This window comes from Nereida sp. (genome assembly GCF_965655635.1).
Classification (GTDB): domain Bacteria; phylum Pseudomonadota; class Alphaproteobacteria; order Rhodobacterales; family Rhodobacteraceae; genus Nereida.
On the sequence record NZ_CBFHHE010000008.1, the window covers coordinates 74,798 to 90,243 of the forward strand.

The window sequence follows — 15,446 nt, forward strand, 5'->3', positions numbered from 1 at the left end:
ATCAGGCGCGTATCGCCCAACGTGCCGTGGCCCATGCAAGCCCCATCGCGACCAGATCAAGCCAGATATAGCTCATCAATTCAGGGTCATCGGCGCGGTAGGGAAGGGTGTAAAGCGCAAGTCCTGACAAAACGCCAGGAAGGCCAACAACAAGCAGCGCGCTGAGGTTGTTCAGTAAATGCAGGGCGATCGCAGGTGCAAGGGTGCCAGAGCGAGCCGTCAAATCAGCAGCGATTACACCAAATAGCACAGCCCACAGCGTAATCATCCATGCGTTTCCGCCGTTTGTTGCGGGGTCATGATGCAGCAGGCCGAATGCAATCGAAGGCAGTAGCATCCAGATGCTCGGGCTTTTGAAACGTGCGGCAAGCTGACTTTGCAAATAACCCCGAAAGACCAGTTCCTCTGCGCTGACTTGAACGAGTGTCAGCGCGATGGCCGGGATCAGGAAAGCGGCCCATTTTAGCACTGGATATTGTTGGTTTAGCTCGCTCAATATGCCCCAAGGGGGCATGAACATTAGCGCGACCATCAAGATGAACAAAAAGCCCACGCTGCGTTTGAAGTGTCGTTGGAACATTTCTGGGCGCCCCAAAACGCTGACAAAGCTGCGGCCATGCAGCTTAAGCGCCGCCCATGTCCCCAAAATCATAAATGAGAAGGTACTAAGCAACAGCATCATGCCGAATGGTGTGGTGCCATTCATGGCGTTGAGCAGGACTGTCTGTGACGGGCTAAGAAACGTCATGACCGCAAAAAATGCTGAAATTCCAGCGAAGTAGATGGCCCCGATAAGGATTGTGCCCAGTGCGATGCGCCAAATTTGTGGCTGCGCGCGGGCGGGGGCGATCATGGCTTCGAAAAACGGGTATGACATTTAGACACCTTTGATGCGTTCACACTTGTGGATCACTTAGCCCTGCCTTATCCAGTTTTCCAATGAATTTAGGGAGTTGAGCAATGACGAAGGTCGACAAATCCAAGCTGCCAAGCCGCTATGTGACAGAGGGGCCATCGCGCGCGCCGCACCGGTCGTATTATTATGCGATGGGTCTGACAGAGGAAGAAATCGCACAACCGCTGGTTGGTGTTGCGACCTGCTGGAACGAAGCAGCGCCGTGCAACATCTCATTGAATCGTCAGGCGCAGGCCGTGAAGCAGGGCGTAAAGTCCGCCATGGGTACACCGCGCGAGTTCACAACCATTACTGTCACAGACGGTATTGCGATGGGTCACGAGGGCATGCGTTCTTCTCTGGCGTCACGCGAGGCAATTGCGGACACGGTTGAATTAACGATGCGCGGCCACTGCTATGACGCGATTGTTGGTCTTGCGGGCTGTGACAAGTCCTTGCCCGGTATGATGATGGCGATGGTGCGTTTGAACACGCCGTCTGTCTTTATTTACGGTGGTTCGATCCTTCCGGGTCGTCTTGAAGGTAAAGACGTTACAGTTCAGGACGTGTTCGAAGCTGTGGGTCAGCACCAAGCTGGCAACATGAGTGACGAAGCGCTGCGCACGCTTGAGCGCGTTGCGTGTCCGTCTGCGGGTGCGTGTGGCGGCCAGTTCACAGCAAACACCATGGCGTGTGTGTCCGAGGCGATTGGCCTTGCGCTGCCAAACTCGGCTGGTGCGCCTGCGCCCTACGAGAGCCGTGACCAATACGGCGTTGCTTCTGGTGAAGCGGTGATGCGTTTGATCGAAAAGAATATCCGTGCGCGTGATATCGTGACGCTGGAAAGCTTGCAAAACGCAGCGCGCGTTGTGGCCTGTACCGGTGGTTCAACCAATGCTGGCCTGCACTTGCCAGCGATTGCCCACGAAGCAGGTATTGATTTCGACCTTGATGACGTGTGCGAAATCTTCCGTGATACGCCTTACTTCGTCGATCTTAAGCCTGGCGGTCAGTATGTTGCGAAAGACCTTTACGAGGCTGGTGGTGTACCAGTTGTCATGAAGGAGCTGCGCAAAGCAGGTCTGATGCACGAAGACTGCATGACGGTTACTGGCTACTCGATTGGCGAAGAGTTGGACAAGGTGTCGCTGGAAGCAGACGGTCGCGTGATCTACCCGATTGACACACCGATCACCAAAACCGGTGGTGTTGTGGGCCTTAAGGGCAACCTCGCGCCAGAAGGTGCTATCGTGAAAGTTGCGGGCATGGGTGAGGACGAGCAGTCGTTCACCGGCCCTGCGCGCGTGTTTGAATGCGAAGAAGACGCATTTGAAGCCGTAAAGCAGCGCGCCTACGAAGAGGGCGAAGTGCTAGTCATCCGCAACGAAGGCCCTGCTGGTGGTCCGGGGATGCGCGAAATGCTGTCCACGACTGCGGCGCTTTCTGGTCAGGGTATGGGCAAGAAAGTTGCTCTTATCACTGACGGCCGTTTCTCAGGCGCGACACGCGGTTTCTGCGTGGGTCACGTTGGTCCAGAGGCGGCACACGGTGGCCCGATTGGCATGCTGAAAGATGGCGATATGATTACGATCAACGCCATCAACGGTGAATTGTCTGTCGATTTGACGGATGATGAGCTGGTCGCACGTCTCACGGAATGGGCAGGTCCAAAAGAAACTTTGTACGCCAGTGGCGCTCTTTATAAGTACGCACAGCTTGTTGGCTCAACACGGCTTGGGGCGGTCACGCACCCAGGGGCCAAAGCGGAGCGTCATGTATACATGGATCTCTAAAGCCATCGTTGGGCTGCTGGTGATTTCACTGGCAGCCTGCGCCTCGCTGGAGGGGGCGTTGCCAAGTTTCTCTGGGTTGTCCCTAGCCGGATCAAAGACAGAACGCGTTGGCCCCCTCAAGATTGTACTCCCTGCGGACTACTGCGCTGATACCTCAAGCAGTAAAGACCGGTTTAGTGTAGTGTTGCCATGTAAGGCATTGAGTAACGAGGTTGACGATTGGCCCAGCTATATCGCCGTGTTCACAACGTCAGTGGGCGAGAAAGCCCCGCATTATGGTTTGGGTCGCCCCAGTGCCATTGAGGCTGCGTTGCGCTCAACCGACGGGCGTACGGCGATAAGCCGGTCGGGTAATCCGCGTAGTGTGGATGTGTTGGGTATTTTGCCCCAGTCTGAGGCGCTTTACGTGCGCATCAAAGACATAAGCACCACCCCGTTTGGCCGCGGCTACACCGAGCATTGGCGCGCCTTGAGCGTTGTGGGCGGGCAATCGGTGGTCGTTACTGTTGGGGGATATGGCAAAAATAAATTGTCCGAAGCTGATGGATTGCGCGTCTTACAGCGTTTCGTAAAGCGCATGAAAGAGGCCAACCCGTAAGGTGCCACAGCAGTTCTAGGCAGCAAAAAAAATTCGCGTTGCGGGCTTCGCGCTTGGTGGGATTTCGTTTACGGTTTTCGGGTAACCAGTAATCAGTTTATTTTGGGAATAACTAGTGAAACTATCGGCCTCACTTTGGAATGCAGCATTAAACCGCCGTATCTTGTGCAAATGGCGCGAGGCTGCTGTATCTGCGGCAGATGCCCCGCTGTCTGCTCTGCGCGCGCAACGGCAAACTGCGCGTGAGTTGAAACGCCATTTGGATCAGTTCGCGTTTGTGGCGGATGGCCGGTTGGCGCTTCCGTTGACTGGCGCGCAGGCCATGCAAGTCCCCCCCGATAGTGATTGGTCATGGCGCCCAGAAATATGGCGCGGCCCGCAGCCGCGTAGCGGCATTGCAGCGGTGCAAAACAAAACCCGTTTTGGCAATGAGGCGACGATTTTCCATGACTGCGTCACGTCAGAGCTGGCCGTTCGGCAGTTGCGAAACCAGCGTGCAACGGATTTGTCGCCCTACGGGTTGCGCCTTGATGTATTTCACTTTGACGGCAGCTTTTTGTCCATGGTGGTTGATCTACCGAAAGCCAGTGTTGTTGGCCTAAGGCGGCGGCATATCATTCGGATGGATGCCCAATTTGAGATGGAGAAACCGCTTGAGATATTCGCGCGCCTCAACATCAAGCATGGGCCAAACACGGATCAGATTGTACGCGAGTTGCCCCTGAACGGCTCTGACATATTCGTCGAATTTGATCTGGCATATACCAAGATGAATGAAAAGAGGGTGGAAAGAATGTGGGTCGATCTCATTTTTGAAGATCCCCAAATGAACGAAATTGTTATGCGCGACTTGACGTTTAGCCGCCAACCGCGCGCTGAGTTTTGATGGGGTGAGGGACGGAGTATTTTGATATGTCGAAAATGAAACTTACCAAGACCCATTTGCAAGGCGCTGTGTGGGAAGGGCTTTTGTGGGCCGATGATGCAGAGCCGGTAGTTGAGATAACGTATCTGCAGCGTCCAATTAAGGACGTGCAGTTGCAGCCCACGCAAACAGCGGGTGAATATGCGCTGCGCATTTCATTACCCCATCAAATGATGTCTGATGGCGTGCATACGGCACTGATCACCGATGGTGCTGCTGGCAATATTCTAGGGCGGATAACTGTCATGGCAGGTGATGCCTTAGCTGAGGATATTCGCGCGGAAATGGATTTGCTGCGTGCGGAGTTAGATTTGTTGAAGCAGGCGTTTCGCCGCCACTGTGTGGAAACGCAGTAGCACCGCAGGGTGGCACATTGCCCCTAACGCCACGTCGGGGGTGACAGGCGGGGCCGCGAATGTATGGTTGACATGCACGTAAAGAGAGGCATCCGTACTATGAGCACCTATCCGCATTTGTTGGCTCCGCTTGATCTGGGTTTTACCACGCTGAAAAATCGCGTGCTGATGGGGTCGATGCATACTGGCCTTGAAGAAACCAAAGATTGGAACCGCGTTGCGGAGTTTTACGCAGAGCGCGCGCGTGGCGAAGTTGGTTTGATGGTGACTGGCGGTATGGCACCCAACCGCGAAGGCGGTGTGTTTCCCGGTGCAGCGGGTCTTTTCAATGATGATGACATCGCCAATCACAAGATCGTCACAGACCGCGTTCATGATGGGGGCGGTAAAATTGCGATGCAAATTCTGCATGCGGGTCGTTATGCTTATTCGCCGGAATGCGTTGGCCCGTCTGCGGTAAAGTCGCCTATTTCGCCTTTTGCGCCCAAAGAGCTGGATGCGGAGGGTATCGAAAAACAGATCAGTGATATCGTGACGGCTGCAACGCGCGCACGGCAAGCGGGGTATGACGGCGTTGAGATCATGGGGTCGGAGGGGTATTTTCTGAACCAGTTCTTGGTCACACACACAAATCGCCGCACAGATGAATGGGGCGGCAGTTATGAAAACCGCATGCGCTTGCCCGTTGAGGTGGTGCGCCGCACGCGTGAGGCTGTTGGACCTGATTTCATTCTGATCTACCGGTTGTCGATGATTGATCTCATCCCTAACGGCTCAACGTGGGATGAGGTTGTGATGCTGGCCAAAGCTGTTGAAGCGGCAGGTGCCACCATCTTGAACACAGGCATCGGCTGGCACGAAACACGTATCCCTACCATTGCCACGTCTGTTCCGCGCGCGGCTTTCAGCTGGGTCACTGAAAAGCTCATGGGCAGTGTGCAAATTCCTGTCATTACGTCGAACCGGATTAATACGCCCAATGTTGCTGAAAGTATCCTTGAAAGGGGCGCCGCCAATATGGTCAGCATGGCCCGTCCGTTTTTGGCTGACAGCCAATTTGTTCGCAAAGCGATGGAAGGAAAGTCTGAGCAGATCGCGCCTTGCATTGGTTGTAATCAGGCGTGCCTTGATCACACGTTTGGCGGGAAGTTGAGCAGCTGTCTGTTGAATCCACGCGCCTGTTATGAAACCGAGCTACCGATGAAGCCGGCAGAGGTTGCTGAACGTGTCGCCGTTGTTGGGGCAGGACCGGCGGGGATGTCTGCTGCGATTACTGCGGCTCAGCGTGGTCATGAGGTGACGCTTTTTGATGCACAAAGCGAGGTCGGTGGGCAGCTTAACATGGCTAAGCAAGTGCCGGGCAAGGAAGAGTTCTGGGGGCTTGTGGATTGGTACCGTGCCATGCTTGCCCACACCGGCGTGCATGTGCGCCTTGGTGCGCAGGTGGATGCATCTGCGCTGTCAGATTTTGACCATGTAATTGTTGCGACAGGCGTGACGCCCCGTGATCCGCAGATCGCCGGACAAGACGCGCCAAACGTCGTGAGCTACATTGATGTGCTGCGCGGCGGGGCGGTAGTTGGCGATAGGGTCGCAATCATCGGCGCGGGCGGTATCGGGTTTGATGTGGCTGAAACGCTTTCCCATGACGGTACGTCGTCGACGGTCGATCTGGAAGCGTGGAAAGCAGAGTGGGGGGTTGGTGATCCATCGCAGACCCGCGGCGGGCTTGCCCCGACAGGTCCGGCGCCAAAAGCGAGTGCGCGTGAAATCACCCTGTTGCAACGCAAAGCAGAAAAAGTTGGCAAACGGCTTGGCAAAACAACTGGTTGGATCCACCGCGCGGCGCTCAAGATGAAGGGCGTGAAGATGATTGCGGGTGTGAACTATGAGCAGATCACGTCCGAAGGCTTGCACATAAGTTACGGTCCTGATCGCACTAAGCCCGAGGTTTTGGCCGTTGATACGATTGTGTTGTGCGCCGGTCAGTTGCCAAAACGAAGCTTGGCAGATCAACTGACGGCCATGGGCAAACAGTGTCACGTGATTGGCGGCGCGGACGTCGCCGCAGAGTTGGACGCCAAACGCGCCATCGATCAAGGCACCCGATTGGCTATGACTCTGTAAGAATACGCCACTGTTTCCCGCCTTGAAACGGTGTTGTAATTACCGCGCTATTGTCGGGTTGCTGTCCCAATTCGGCCTGATTTCGACCCCATACCCGACCTCAACGAAATGATTGTTGAGGTTGATCGTATGGATCGTCTTACTGAAATGGAAGCCTTTGCCACGGTTGTGGATCAGGGCGGTTTTACAGATGCCGCCAAGAAAATGGGTATTTCAAAGTCTGCGGTCTCAAAGCATGTCTCATCTGCTGGAGGCGCGCCTTGGTGCGCGTTTGCTCAGCAGAACGACACGTCGCGTCAGCCCTACGGAAATCGGGCTGGCCTATTATGATCGTGCGCGCCGTGTGTTGAATGATGCTGGCGAGGCAGACTCGATGGTGACGTCAATGCAGTCGGCCCCTTCTGGCTTGTTGCGCATCAGTGTTGCGACAGATTTTGGGGTGAACCACTTGTCGCCGGTCCTTGGGGATTTCCTGTCCGAGTTTCCCGATATCACTGTCAATATGGTTCTGAACAATCGCTACGTTGAATTGATATCTGAGGGTTTTGATATGGCCGTTCGGATCGGAGAGCTTGAAGACAGCACATTACGCGCGCGCAAGCTGACCGAAACGTCAAAGCGGATGATCGCGTCACCGCAATATCTGGCCAAGCACGGTCGGCCCGCCAAGATTGATGATTTGAACGACCATAAGTTGCTGCATTATTCCAACCAAGCCTCGGGCAATGTATGGAAGCTGACAGCACCTTCGTGTGAAAAGCGCCAAGTTGGTACGGCAGGATGGCTTACGGTCAATGATGGACAATCGCTTTTGAACGCCGCGATTAGTGGGCTTGGCATCGCATATTTGCCTAGCTTTTTGTACGCTGAGGCAGAAGCCGCTGGTTTGGTTGAAGAAGCAATTCCCGACCTTCCGGGCGAGACGCAGGGTATCTATGCAGTTTATCCACCGGGTCGGTTTACCCAACCAAAAGTACGCACTTTCATTGATTTTCTGGCCCATGCGTTTGCTGAACAAGGCCCAAACCAGTGGTAAGTAGCACCGTTTTCTGAGGCGCTACTGGGTTGATGTCACGATAACTTCCACACGCCTGTTTGCTTCACGACCTTGCGCTGTCAGGTTTGAGGCGATCGGACTAAGATATCCCATGCCCTGCGCGTCCATTTGTGCCCGTGGTACGTTAAAATCGGACACCAACGTCTCCAACACAGCTTCTGCGCGCTTTTTGGATAGCGCAATGTTGCCGTTCAACGCGCCTTGGCTGTCTGTGTGCCCAACAAGCGCAATTTGCTGATTAGGGTGCGCGCGTAGATAGTCGGCCAAGGCCCCAAGCACGGGCGCGCGCGGGTCCGTCAACTTGGCAGAGCCTGTCATAAATGATAGCCCGTGTAGTTCAGCAAACCCATGAATTTTCAATCGCTGCGCAAGGGGTGCAGTGGTTTTGCCCAAGCTGGCAGTGGCGGGATCTCCCGTGACTGTGTTTGCTGTGGCCTCAGTTTCGATCAACTCATCTTCGCTGACTTGTGCAATTTGGATGAACGCCGTCGATTGGGCTGCACTTGCGAGTATTGTCACGCCCATATCACCGTTGCGAAGGCTCACAAAACGGTAGCTACCTAAGTCAACGAACATCGCGGGCGCGGAGATTACATCAAGTGCGAAGCGAAAATCAAAGCCCCCACATTGGGCTGCGCTGCATTCAAATATGGTACTGAACCCTTGCTCTGCCAGTTGCTGAACCAATGGCGTTGTCATTTGTTTAGGTGTCAGCCCTGAGGCATCGATGCGCCAAGCACGCGTGGTTACTGTTCCCTCAATAACTGGCCCACTTGGGTCACTGGCGCCATTTATGGGTGCATCAACCAGCCTGAGTTCGCTATCTGCCGCTGTGTTTTGTGCGGTCTGAACAGCATTCGAGGGGACAGACAGTGTTGCTGCGCTGGCAAGTGTAGGCAACAGAAATAGGACAAGAAAAACTCGGTAAATCATACGGCGCCTCGGATGCGGTAGTGGTACCCAACGCCTTTTTCAAAGCCCAAGTTTTGGTAAAGAGCGTTTGCGCCGGCATTTGCGGTTGTCACCAATACAGCCAAGTGGCGTGCTCCGTTTTCGGCGGCCCAATATGCGGCGTGCTTTAAAATATCTGTGGCAACGTTGGTACGGCGTGCGTGGGCCAGCACTTCAAGGGCGTGCAGCATGGCCAACTCCCGGTCTATTGCTGCAAATGCGACACCGGCTGCGCGGTCATTGGCGCGGCACAGAAATCCCGCCTTGGTTGTTTTAACTCGTTCCATTGACGCAATACGTTCTGGTCCAATGCCGCCAGTTGCCCAAACTTCCGCCATCACGGCCAATTCCGGCCATCCGGTAAAAACCCGCGTTGGACCTGATGCTTGGGCGATTTTTTCAACGTTGATCACGTAGGCCGTGACAGGATCCTTTACTGCATAGCCGCGGTTCTCAAGGGCTGTGTTCAGCGCGCTTTGGTCCCCGCGCACCATAAACAACGGGCGATCAGGTATGTCATCCGGCACGCTCCCACTGGTTAACTTTAAGGTAGTCGCGTTCAACCGGCTTCCGGCACCCACCGCTTTACGGTGCACCCATGGCCCGTCGGGCGTGACTGTTTCAGAGGGCCAAGTCACATCAATGGCAGCATAAAGCGCATCGGAATTCATTCGGCAAAAAGTACTTCTAGTTGGCTTAGTGCAGTTTCCAATCGTGCCTCATCCGTGCCGCGCATCACAATATTTGCACCGAATTTTCCGTCTTTCTGGAACGGATATGAGCCAATGGACAGGTCAGAGAAATCGGCTGCAAGCGCGCCTAGCGGTCCAGCAATGTCACCTTCCCCGCGATCAATGCGCAGTGTGCGCGACATAAGCGGCGCGCCACCTGTTAACGTGGGCAAGACGGTCGCAACCATTGCTTGGAATACGGATGGGACACCTGCCATGACGTGGACATTCTGGATCGTGAAGCCCGGAGCGACAGAAACTGGGTTATCAATCAAAGTCGCGCTGTCTGGAATACGGGCCATGCGGAGGCGCGCTTCGTTTAACTCGGAGCCTGTTTTTGCATAATGAGCGGCCAGCAAAGCGCGGGCATCATCGCGCACATCAATATGGTCATCGAACGCGGCTGCGATGCAATCGGCTGTGATATCGTCGTGGGTTGGGCCGATACCGCCACTGGTGAAGACAGTATCATAGGCTGCCGAAAGCGCCTTTACGGCGCTAATAATTGCGGGTGCATCATCGCTTACAACGCGCACTTCGCGTAGATCAATGCCAGCTTCTGTCAGTTGTCCGGCAAGGTGGTGCATGTTGGCATCACGCGTGCGACCTGACAAAATTTCATCGCCGATCACTAGCATAGCTGCTGTTGGATTGCTCATGTCGCGTGGTTCCTTATCATGTGTTTTGTAATTCTATAGGCCAGCCATCATGCGCTTTCAAACCCAACTGATCCCCGCAACGCTTATCCGGCGGTATAACCGCTTTTTATCGGACATGCGGCTCGAAAATGGTGAGGTCGTTCGTGCCCACTGTCCCAATCCCGGGGCCATGACTGGCCTGAAGGATGAGGGGGCGATCTGTTGGCTTGAGCCTAATGATGAAACCAAGAAAAAGCTGAAATATGGCTGGCGGCTTGTGGAAGTTGAAGGGCAGTGCGTGAACATCGACACGTCGCTGCCTAACCGTATTATTCAGAAGGCGCTTGAGGCGCGGTTGATCGACGAATTGCTGCCTTATGATGCTGTGTTGCCAGAGCAAAAATACAGTGAGAACAGCCGCATTGATTTCCTTCTACGTGGGTCCGCAGGTGATACTTATGTTGAGGTGAAAAGCGTCACCATGAAGCGCGGACGCCGTGCAGTGTTTCCAGACAGTGTAACCACCCGCGGGGCCAAACATCTGGCTGATCTAGAGCAGATGGTGAAAAGCGGGCATCGTGCGGTTATGTTGTATTTGGTAAGCCGGATGGATTGTGATGAGTTTGGGCTGGCGGGTGATATTGATCCCAAATATGCCCGCGCTTTTGATGCCGCTCGGGAGGCGGGCGTTGAGGTGTTTTGCTTTGACACGCGTATCTCGCCTACGGACATTGCTCTTGGCAAAGCGCTGCCCATCGACAAATCACCGCAAGCGACTTAGAACCCCTTCGAATTGATGAAAAGGCCCAGTTGATGAACGATCCAAAGCATACGCGTGTGACCAAAGACGGCATCCACATTTACCACCCCGATGATCACGCGGGCATGTATGTGGCCGGTAAGCTGGCGGCCGAGATTTTGGACGCAATGGTGGATCACGTTTTTGTGGGTCAAACCACGGGCGAGATTGACCGGATCATTACGCAGATGGTTGAGGACGCGGGCGCAATTTCAGCGACCATCGGGTATCGCGGGTACCAACACGCTAGCTGTATCAGCGTGAACCATGTGGTTTGCCACGGCATCCCCGGTGATAAAAAGCTGAAAGACGGTGATATCCTGAACATCGATGTGACGGTCATTGTAGATGGTTGGTATGGTGATACGAGCCGGATGTATGTGGCAGGCAAACTGCCCCGCAAGGCCGAACGCTTGATCCAAGTAACCCATGATGCGTTGATGTTGGGGATTGAGGCAGCAAAGCCCGGTAACACCTTTGGGGATATTGGCTACGCGATCCAAAGTTACGTAGAGGCGCAGCGTATGTCGGTGGTTCGTGACTTTTGTGGACACGGCCTGGGACGCGTGTTTCATGCCCCGCCCAATGTGCTGCACTATGGCCGTGAGGGACGCGGCGCTGTGCTTGAAGAGGGGATGTTTTTCACTATTGAGCCGATGGTGAACTTAGGCCGGCTTGAGACCAAAGTGCTTGCTGATGATTGGACCGCCGTGACGCGGGATAAATCTTTGTCAGCGCAGTTTGAACACTCGATCGGGATCACGGCAGATGGTGCGGATATCTTCACGCAAAGCCCGAAGTCGCTCTTCCACCCAACCTACAGCTAAGGCGCGTCCAAGAGCGTAATCCACGTTCCGCCGAATTGGCGTTGGTCGCGAAGCTTGAACCCATCAGGCGGCGCAATGGGGCAGTTGTCTTCACATACGATGAGCGCGTCTTCTTCAATATGTGCCGCGATGTGGCGCAAAGTTTTTCCTACAAGATCTTTGCCGTAGGGCGGGTCCAAAAAGACCAATGACGCCTCGAAGCCCACGGGTAAAACGACGCGCGTTGCATCTTGGCTGATAACTTTGGCGGCCGCCTCACAGCGTTCAATATTCTGGGACAAAAGCTTTTGGGCAGCGCGCCCGTCATCCACGAACAGACACTCTTTCGCGCCGCGCGATAGCGCCTCAAGACCAAGCGCGCCAGTGCCGGCGAACAGATCTAGCACGATGTGGTTTTCAAAATCGATGTGGTTGTTCAAGATGTTGAACAACGTCTCGCGAACGCGGTCGGTGGTTGGCCTAAGGTGGTTGGCGGCGTCCCCTTTGCCAACTTCAGCCAAGCGAATGCCACGGTTCTTGCCGCCGATAATCCTCATGCGCGCAGCAGGTCTTTCAATTCTGTTTCAGGATTACTTACGACATCAGCGGCTGGTGATTTACCGGCCTCAATCAGTCTTTTGGCGACCATAAAAGCCCGTGGGTCATTCATCGCGTCAACGGCCAAGAGCGTTTCTCCCGCATAGTACCAGTGGCTGAGGCCGCCGTCCGTATTGCGCACTGCGATTTGGTCAAAGCCGGTATTCAGGCCTGCAATCTGTAGTTTGATGTCGTATTGATCGGACCAAAACCACGGCTTTGGGTCATAGGCTTTCTGTGCGCCCAGAATGTTTTCAGCAACCAATTCTGCCTGATCAATGGCATTCTGCACGCTTTCAAGGCGTATCTGCGCGTCTCGCCATGAAAAGCTTGCGCAATCACCCGCGGCCCAGATGTTAGGCACAGAAGTCTGGCCAAATGTGTCCGTCCAAATGCCGTTCTCAATTTTGAGGCCTGCGTCTTTTGCTAGATTATCAGCAGGTGCAATACCGACGCCAACGATGACAAAATCTACATCCAAAGTGCTGCCATCCGTCAGCTTAGCGCCGCTCACGTGCCCCTCACCAATCAGATGATCCAGGCCCACACCTTCGCGCAAGTCTACACCGTTTTCTTTGTGCAGCGCACGGAAATAGGTAGAGGTTTCGGCACAGGCGACACGCTGCAAAATACGTTCGTTCATTTCGACTAGCGTAATCTTGAGCCCTTTTTTCGCGGCAACAGCAGCGGCCTCAAGCCCAATGTAGCCCCCACCAACGATCAACACATGACCGCCTTTGTTGATGGGACCGGCTATTGCGTCCACGTCCGCCAGATCACGCACTGTGAATACCCCATCAAGTGCCCCGCCGATTTGCGCGGGAAGTTTGCGTGGCGTTGAACCTGTCGCAAAGACCAATTGGTCGTAGGCAATCACCTCATCTGCCACATGAACTTCGCGGCTAGCGGTATCAATCCGCTCAACTCGTGCATTTAGACGCAACGTGATGTTCTGCTCGTCATAGTAATCAGTAGGCCGCAGATAGAGACGCTCTTTGGTCATATCGCCAAGCAGGTACGCCTTTGAAAGCGGAGGCCTTTGGTATGGGGGCACGGGTTCTTCGCCGATCAAGGTGATCTGACCTTCAAATTTTAGCATCCGCAATTTGGCAACCAGTGACGCGCCTGCCTGTCCCGCGCCAATTACAACGATATGTTCCATTTCTTTTGCGCCCCCGCTGGCCGAACCATTCTTTGCGGCTATAGTTAAGCCAGTTATATCAATCAATGAAGCGAGATAATTCTTGACCATTTCAGTTGGCGATACCCTTCCCGAAGCCACGTTTGTTCGTTTGGGTGAAAACGGCCCAGAAGAGGTGACAACAGCCACCCTGACAGCTGGTCGCAAAGTTGTCTTTTTTGCGGTTCCTGGCGCCTACACGTCTACGTGCCACTCTGCGCACGTGCCCAGCTTTATCCGCACAAAAGCGCAATTTGATGCAAAAGGCGTTGATGAAATCATTTGTGTGTCTGTAAACGACCCATTCGTGATGAAGGCATGGGGCGAGACAACGGGTGCCGCCGATGCAGGCCTTACAATGCTGTCTGATGCGGAATCAACTTTCACCAAGGCATTGGGAATGGATTTTGATGCCCCGCCCGTAGGCCTTTTGGCGCGCTCAAAGCGGTACGCGATGTTGGTGGAGGACGGTAAAGTTGTCATCCTGAACGCTGAAGCCTCGCCCGGTGAATGTGAAATTTCTGCGGGCGAAGGCTTGCTTGATTCGATGGCTTAATCGCTGACGTTGACGATGGTGCGGGTCGGGAACGGAATATCGATCTTGCCCGCATCAAGTGCTTCTTTGACAGCGCGTTTCATATCCGCTTGGTAGGCAAAGTATTCATCAGCCGAGCACCAGACGCGGACCAAAAAGTCGACGCTGCTGTCCCCAAGATTGTTTACTTGGATAAACGGCTCTGGATCGCGGAATGAACGCGGATCGGCCATAATCGTGTCAGTGATGATCCGCTGTGCGTCCGCCAGATTTGCCCCGTAGCCCACGCTAAACGTCCACTCTGCCCGCCGTGTGTTGTTGGCCGAGTAGTTGTGGATGGTGTTCCCCCACACTTCTGCGTTCGGGATGATGACTTTGACATTACTCAGGTCAGCCAGCTCAATGAAGTTGAGGTTGATCGCCTTGATCGTACCCATGACGTTGTTAACCGCTACGAAATCGCCAAGTTTGACGGGTCGGAAAAAGATGATCATCACGCCAGCGGCCACATTGGACAGCGTACCTTGAAGCGCCAGACCAATCGCCAGACCGGCTGCACCAACAACCGCAACAATCGACGTGGTTTGAATGCCCACAGTGTTGAGCAAGAACAGCAGTGTGAAGCCCAGAATAACATAGCGTGCAATGTTACTCAGGAAATCGAACAGGGTCGCATCAAGGCGTGCGTGGATTTCAGATAGGCGTTTGATCCGCTTTTGCGCCGCACCTGAAATCATGAAGCCAAGCACAAGGATGACAACCGCCGATACGGTTGTGCCAAGGACCGAGACAAGGAAATCAAGCGTAAGGTAATCGGCGACTGAATTGCCGTTATAGATTTCGGTCTGCAAAATCTTCGTCAGGTATTCCATTCTAGCCTTTCGCGAGCGCGTCCATTTTCTGCGCCAGTTTGACGTCTAGGTGGGACAGCCCGTTTATGTCGTGGGTCGTTAAATTAACATCAACGGTCTTGTACACATTTGACCATTCAGGGTGATGGTTCAACTTCTCGGCCCAGATAGCGGTTTTCGTCATGAAAGCAAAGGCCTCAACGAAGTTCGTGAATTGGAACGATTTGCTTATCGCATCGCGCGTCTGATCATGTGTCCATCCTGCTTCTTGTAAGATTTGCAAATCTTCGCGTGAAATTGGGGTGCTCATTCTTGCTCCTCGTGCTGGGATTTCTTGAACGGCCCGTAGGCGGTCATGATTTCAATTTCATCATCGACTGCGGCCCGCTCGGCTTGAAGATAATCAGCGATTGCTGTGCTGAAACTTTCATCGGCGATCCAGTGCAGGCTGTTGGTGGTCACAGGCATGTAGCCGCGCGCCAGTTTGTGTGATCCCTGCGCGCCTGCCTCAACGCGGCTGAGGCCGTGTTTGATCGCGTAGTCGATCGCTTGATAATAGCAGACTTCAAAATGCAGGCAGGGGTGGTCTTCAATACAGCCCCAGTAC

Annotated in this window: 17 protein-coding genes and 1 pseudogene; 9 read left to right on the forward strand and 9 right to left on the reverse strand. The window is 54.2% G+C overall.

Annotated features, from left to right (window positions below; genetic code table 11):
• Position 1 precedes the first annotated feature (1 nt).
• Complete coding sequence (locus ACTF5M_RS04430; protein ID WP_438959867.1) at positions 2–877, reverse strand: lysostaphin resistance A-like protein; 876 nt, start codon at positions 875–877, stop codon at positions 2–4.
• 83 nt (positions 878–960) lie between these two features.
• On the opposite strand from ACTF5M_RS04430, the gene ilvD reads away from it, so the two are divergent.
• From ilvD to ACTF5M_RS04460, 6 genes and pseudogenes are all read left to right on the forward strand, one after another.
• A complete protein-coding gene (ilvD, locus tag ACTF5M_RS04435) occupies positions 961–2,688 on the forward strand; it encodes a dihydroxy-acid dehydratase (RefSeq protein WP_438959868.1) in 1,728 nt (575 codons plus the stop codon).
• The gene (locus tag ACTF5M_RS04440) at positions 2,669–3,286 is read left to right on the forward strand and encodes a hypothetical protein (protein ID WP_438959869.1); all 618 of its coding nucleotides are present in this window, start codon (positions 2,669–2,671) and stop codon (positions 3,284–3,286) included. Before ilvD ends, ACTF5M_RS04440 begins: the two co-directional genes overlap by 20 nt.
• 115 nt (positions 3,287–3,401) lie before the next feature.
• Positions 3,402–4,172: a DUF6478 family protein gene (locus ACTF5M_RS04445; RefSeq protein ID WP_438959870.1), complete on the forward strand. Its 771-nt coding sequence runs from the start codon at positions 3,402–3,404 to the stop codon at positions 4,170–4,172.
• A gap of 26 nt (positions 4,173–4,198) precedes the next feature.
• Entirely contained in the window at positions 4,199–4,567 is a 369-nt protein-coding gene (locus ACTF5M_RS04450; RefSeq protein ID WP_438959871.1) for a hypothetical protein, read from the forward strand.
• Between the two features lie 99 nt (positions 4,568–4,666).
• Complete coding sequence (locus ACTF5M_RS04455; RefSeq protein ID WP_438959872.1) at positions 4,667–6,694, forward strand: FAD-dependent oxidoreductase; 2,028 nt, start codon at positions 4,667–4,669, stop codon at positions 6,692–6,694.
• Between the two features lie 129 nt (positions 6,695–6,823).
• Positions 6,824–7,730: pseudogene (locus ACTF5M_RS04460) on the forward strand (LysR family transcriptional regulator).
• A 21-nt stretch (positions 7,731–7,751) separates the two neighbouring features.
• Here ACTF5M_RS04460 and ACTF5M_RS04465 read toward each other — a convergent pair.
• From ACTF5M_RS04465 to ACTF5M_RS04475, 3 genes are read right to left on the reverse strand one after another with little or no spacing between them, the layout of a single operon-like run.
• Positions 7,752–8,684: an OmpA family protein gene (locus tag ACTF5M_RS04465; RefSeq protein ID WP_438959873.1), complete on the reverse strand. Its 933-nt coding sequence runs from the start codon at positions 8,682–8,684 to the stop codon at positions 7,752–7,754.
• Positions 8,681–9,373 (reverse strand): GNAT family N-acetyltransferase, encoded by a 693-nt coding sequence (locus tag ACTF5M_RS04470; RefSeq protein WP_438959874.1) that lies wholly within the window; start codon positions 9,371–9,373, stop codon positions 8,681–8,683. The genes ACTF5M_RS04465 and ACTF5M_RS04470 overlap by 4 nt, the downstream gene beginning before the upstream one ends.
• Positions 9,370–10,092: a competence/damage-inducible protein A gene (locus ACTF5M_RS04475; protein ID WP_438959875.1), complete on the reverse strand. Its 723-nt coding sequence runs from the start codon at positions 10,090–10,092 to the stop codon at positions 9,370–9,372. Before ACTF5M_RS04475 ends, ACTF5M_RS04470 begins: the two co-directional genes overlap by 4 nt.
• A gap of 49 nt (positions 10,093–10,141) precedes the next feature.
• Between ACTF5M_RS04475 and sfsA the strand changes: the two genes are divergently transcribed.
• Together sfsA and map are read left to right on the forward strand one after the other, a co-directional pair.
• Positions 10,142–10,852, forward strand: coding sequence for a DNA/RNA nuclease SfsA (sfsA, locus tag ACTF5M_RS04480; protein WP_438959876.1), 711 nt, complete (start codon positions 10,142–10,144; stop codon positions 10,850–10,852).
• Between the two features lie 32 nt (positions 10,853–10,884).
• On the forward strand, positions 10,885–11,697 hold the full coding sequence (map, locus tag ACTF5M_RS04485) for a type I methionyl aminopeptidase (protein WP_438959877.1): 813 nt from the start codon (positions 10,885–10,887) through the stop codon (positions 11,695–11,697).
• Here the strand turns inward: map and rsmD are convergent.
• Both rsmD and ACTF5M_RS04495 read right to left on the reverse strand, forming a co-directional pair.
• Positions 11,694–12,233 (reverse strand): 16S rRNA (guanine(966)-N(2))-methyltransferase RsmD, encoded by a 540-nt coding sequence (rsmD, locus tag ACTF5M_RS04490; RefSeq protein ID WP_438959878.1) that lies wholly within the window; start codon positions 12,231–12,233, stop codon positions 11,694–11,696. The genes map and rsmD overlap by 4 nt on opposite strands.
• A complete protein-coding gene (locus ACTF5M_RS04495) occupies positions 12,230–13,435 on the reverse strand; it encodes an NAD(P)/FAD-dependent oxidoreductase (RefSeq protein ID WP_438959879.1) in 1,206 nt (401 codons plus the stop codon). The genes rsmD and ACTF5M_RS04495 overlap by 4 nt, the downstream gene beginning before the upstream one ends.
• 82 nt (positions 13,436–13,517) lie before the next feature.
• On the opposite strand from ACTF5M_RS04495, the gene ACTF5M_RS04500 reads away from it, so the two are divergent.
• Complete coding sequence (locus ACTF5M_RS04500) at positions 13,518–14,009, forward strand: peroxiredoxin (protein ID WP_438959880.1); 492 nt, start codon at positions 13,518–13,520, stop codon at positions 14,007–14,009.
• Here the strand turns inward: ACTF5M_RS04500 and ACTF5M_RS04505 are convergent.
• The 3 genes from ACTF5M_RS04505 to ACTF5M_RS04515 form a co-directional block, all read right to left on the reverse strand.
• The gene (locus tag ACTF5M_RS04505) at positions 14,006–14,860 is read right to left on the reverse strand and encodes a mechanosensitive ion channel family protein (RefSeq protein ID WP_438959881.1); all 855 of its coding nucleotides are present in this window, start codon (positions 14,858–14,860) and stop codon (positions 14,006–14,008) included. The two genes, ACTF5M_RS04500 and ACTF5M_RS04505, sit on opposite strands and share 4 nt — an antisense overlap.
• 1 nt (position 14,861) lies before the next feature.
• Complete coding sequence (locus ACTF5M_RS04510; RefSeq protein ID WP_438959882.1) at positions 14,862–15,149, reverse strand: 4a-hydroxytetrahydrobiopterin dehydratase; 288 nt, start codon at positions 15,147–15,149, stop codon at positions 14,862–14,864.
• The coding region (locus ACTF5M_RS04515) for a peptidogalycan biosysnthesis protein (protein ID WP_438959883.1) at positions 15,146–15,446 on the reverse strand (301 nt) is incomplete at its 5' end. The genes ACTF5M_RS04515 and ACTF5M_RS04510, both read right to left, overlap by 4 nt.

Excerpts from the sequence above, each read along its gene's own strand:
- ACTF5M_RS04475 (WP_438959875.1), bottom strand. The coding sequence starts at position 10,092 with ATGAGCAATCCAACAGCAGCTATGCTAGTGATCGGCGATGAAATTTTG.
- map (WP_438959877.1), top strand. The coding sequence starts at position 10,885 with ATGAACGATCCAAAGCATACGCGTGTGACCAAAGACGGCATCCACATT.
- ACTF5M_RS04510 (WP_438959882.1), bottom strand. The coding sequence starts at position 15,149 with ATGAGCACCCCAATTTCACGCGAAGATTTGCAAATCTTACAAGAAGCA.
- ACTF5M_RS04505 (WP_438959881.1), bottom strand. The coding sequence starts at position 14,860 with ATGGAATACCTGACGAAGATTTTGCAGACCGAAATCTATAACGGCAAT.
- ACTF5M_RS04465 (WP_438959873.1), bottom strand. The coding sequence starts at position 8,684 with ATGATTTACCGAGTTTTTCTTGTCCTATTTCTGTTGCCTACACTTGCC.
- ACTF5M_RS04495 (WP_438959879.1), bottom strand. The coding sequence starts at position 13,435 with ATGGAACATATCGTTGTAATTGGCGCGGGACAGGCAGGCGCGTCACTG.
- ACTF5M_RS04450 (WP_438959871.1), top strand. The coding sequence starts at position 4,199 with ATGTCGAAAATGAAACTTACCAAGACCCATTTGCAAGGCGCTGTGTGG.
- sfsA (WP_438959876.1), top strand. The coding sequence starts at position 10,142 with ATGCGCTTTCAAACCCAACTGATCCCCGCAACGCTTATCCGGCGGTAT.
- ACTF5M_RS04455 (WP_438959872.1), top strand. The coding sequence starts at position 4,667 with ATGAGCACCTATCCGCATTTGTTGGCTCCGCTTGATCTGGGTTTTACC.
- ACTF5M_RS04470 (WP_438959874.1), bottom strand. The coding sequence starts at position 9,373 with ATGAATTCCGATGCGCTTTATGCTGCCATTGATGTGACTTGGCCCTCT.
- ilvD (WP_438959868.1), top strand. The coding sequence starts at position 961 with ATGACGAAGGTCGACAAATCCAAGCTGCCAAGCCGCTATGTGACAGAG.
- ACTF5M_RS04440 (WP_438959869.1), top strand. The coding sequence starts at position 2,669 with ATGTATACATGGATCTCTAAAGCCATCGTTGGGCTGCTGGTGATTTCA.
- ACTF5M_RS04430 (WP_438959867.1), bottom strand. The coding sequence starts at position 877 with ATGTCATACCCGTTTTTCGAAGCCATGATCGCCCCCGCCCGCGCGCAG.
- rsmD (WP_438959878.1), bottom strand. The coding sequence starts at position 12,233 with ATGAGGATTATCGGCGGCAAGAACCGTGGCATTCGCTTGGCTGAAGTT.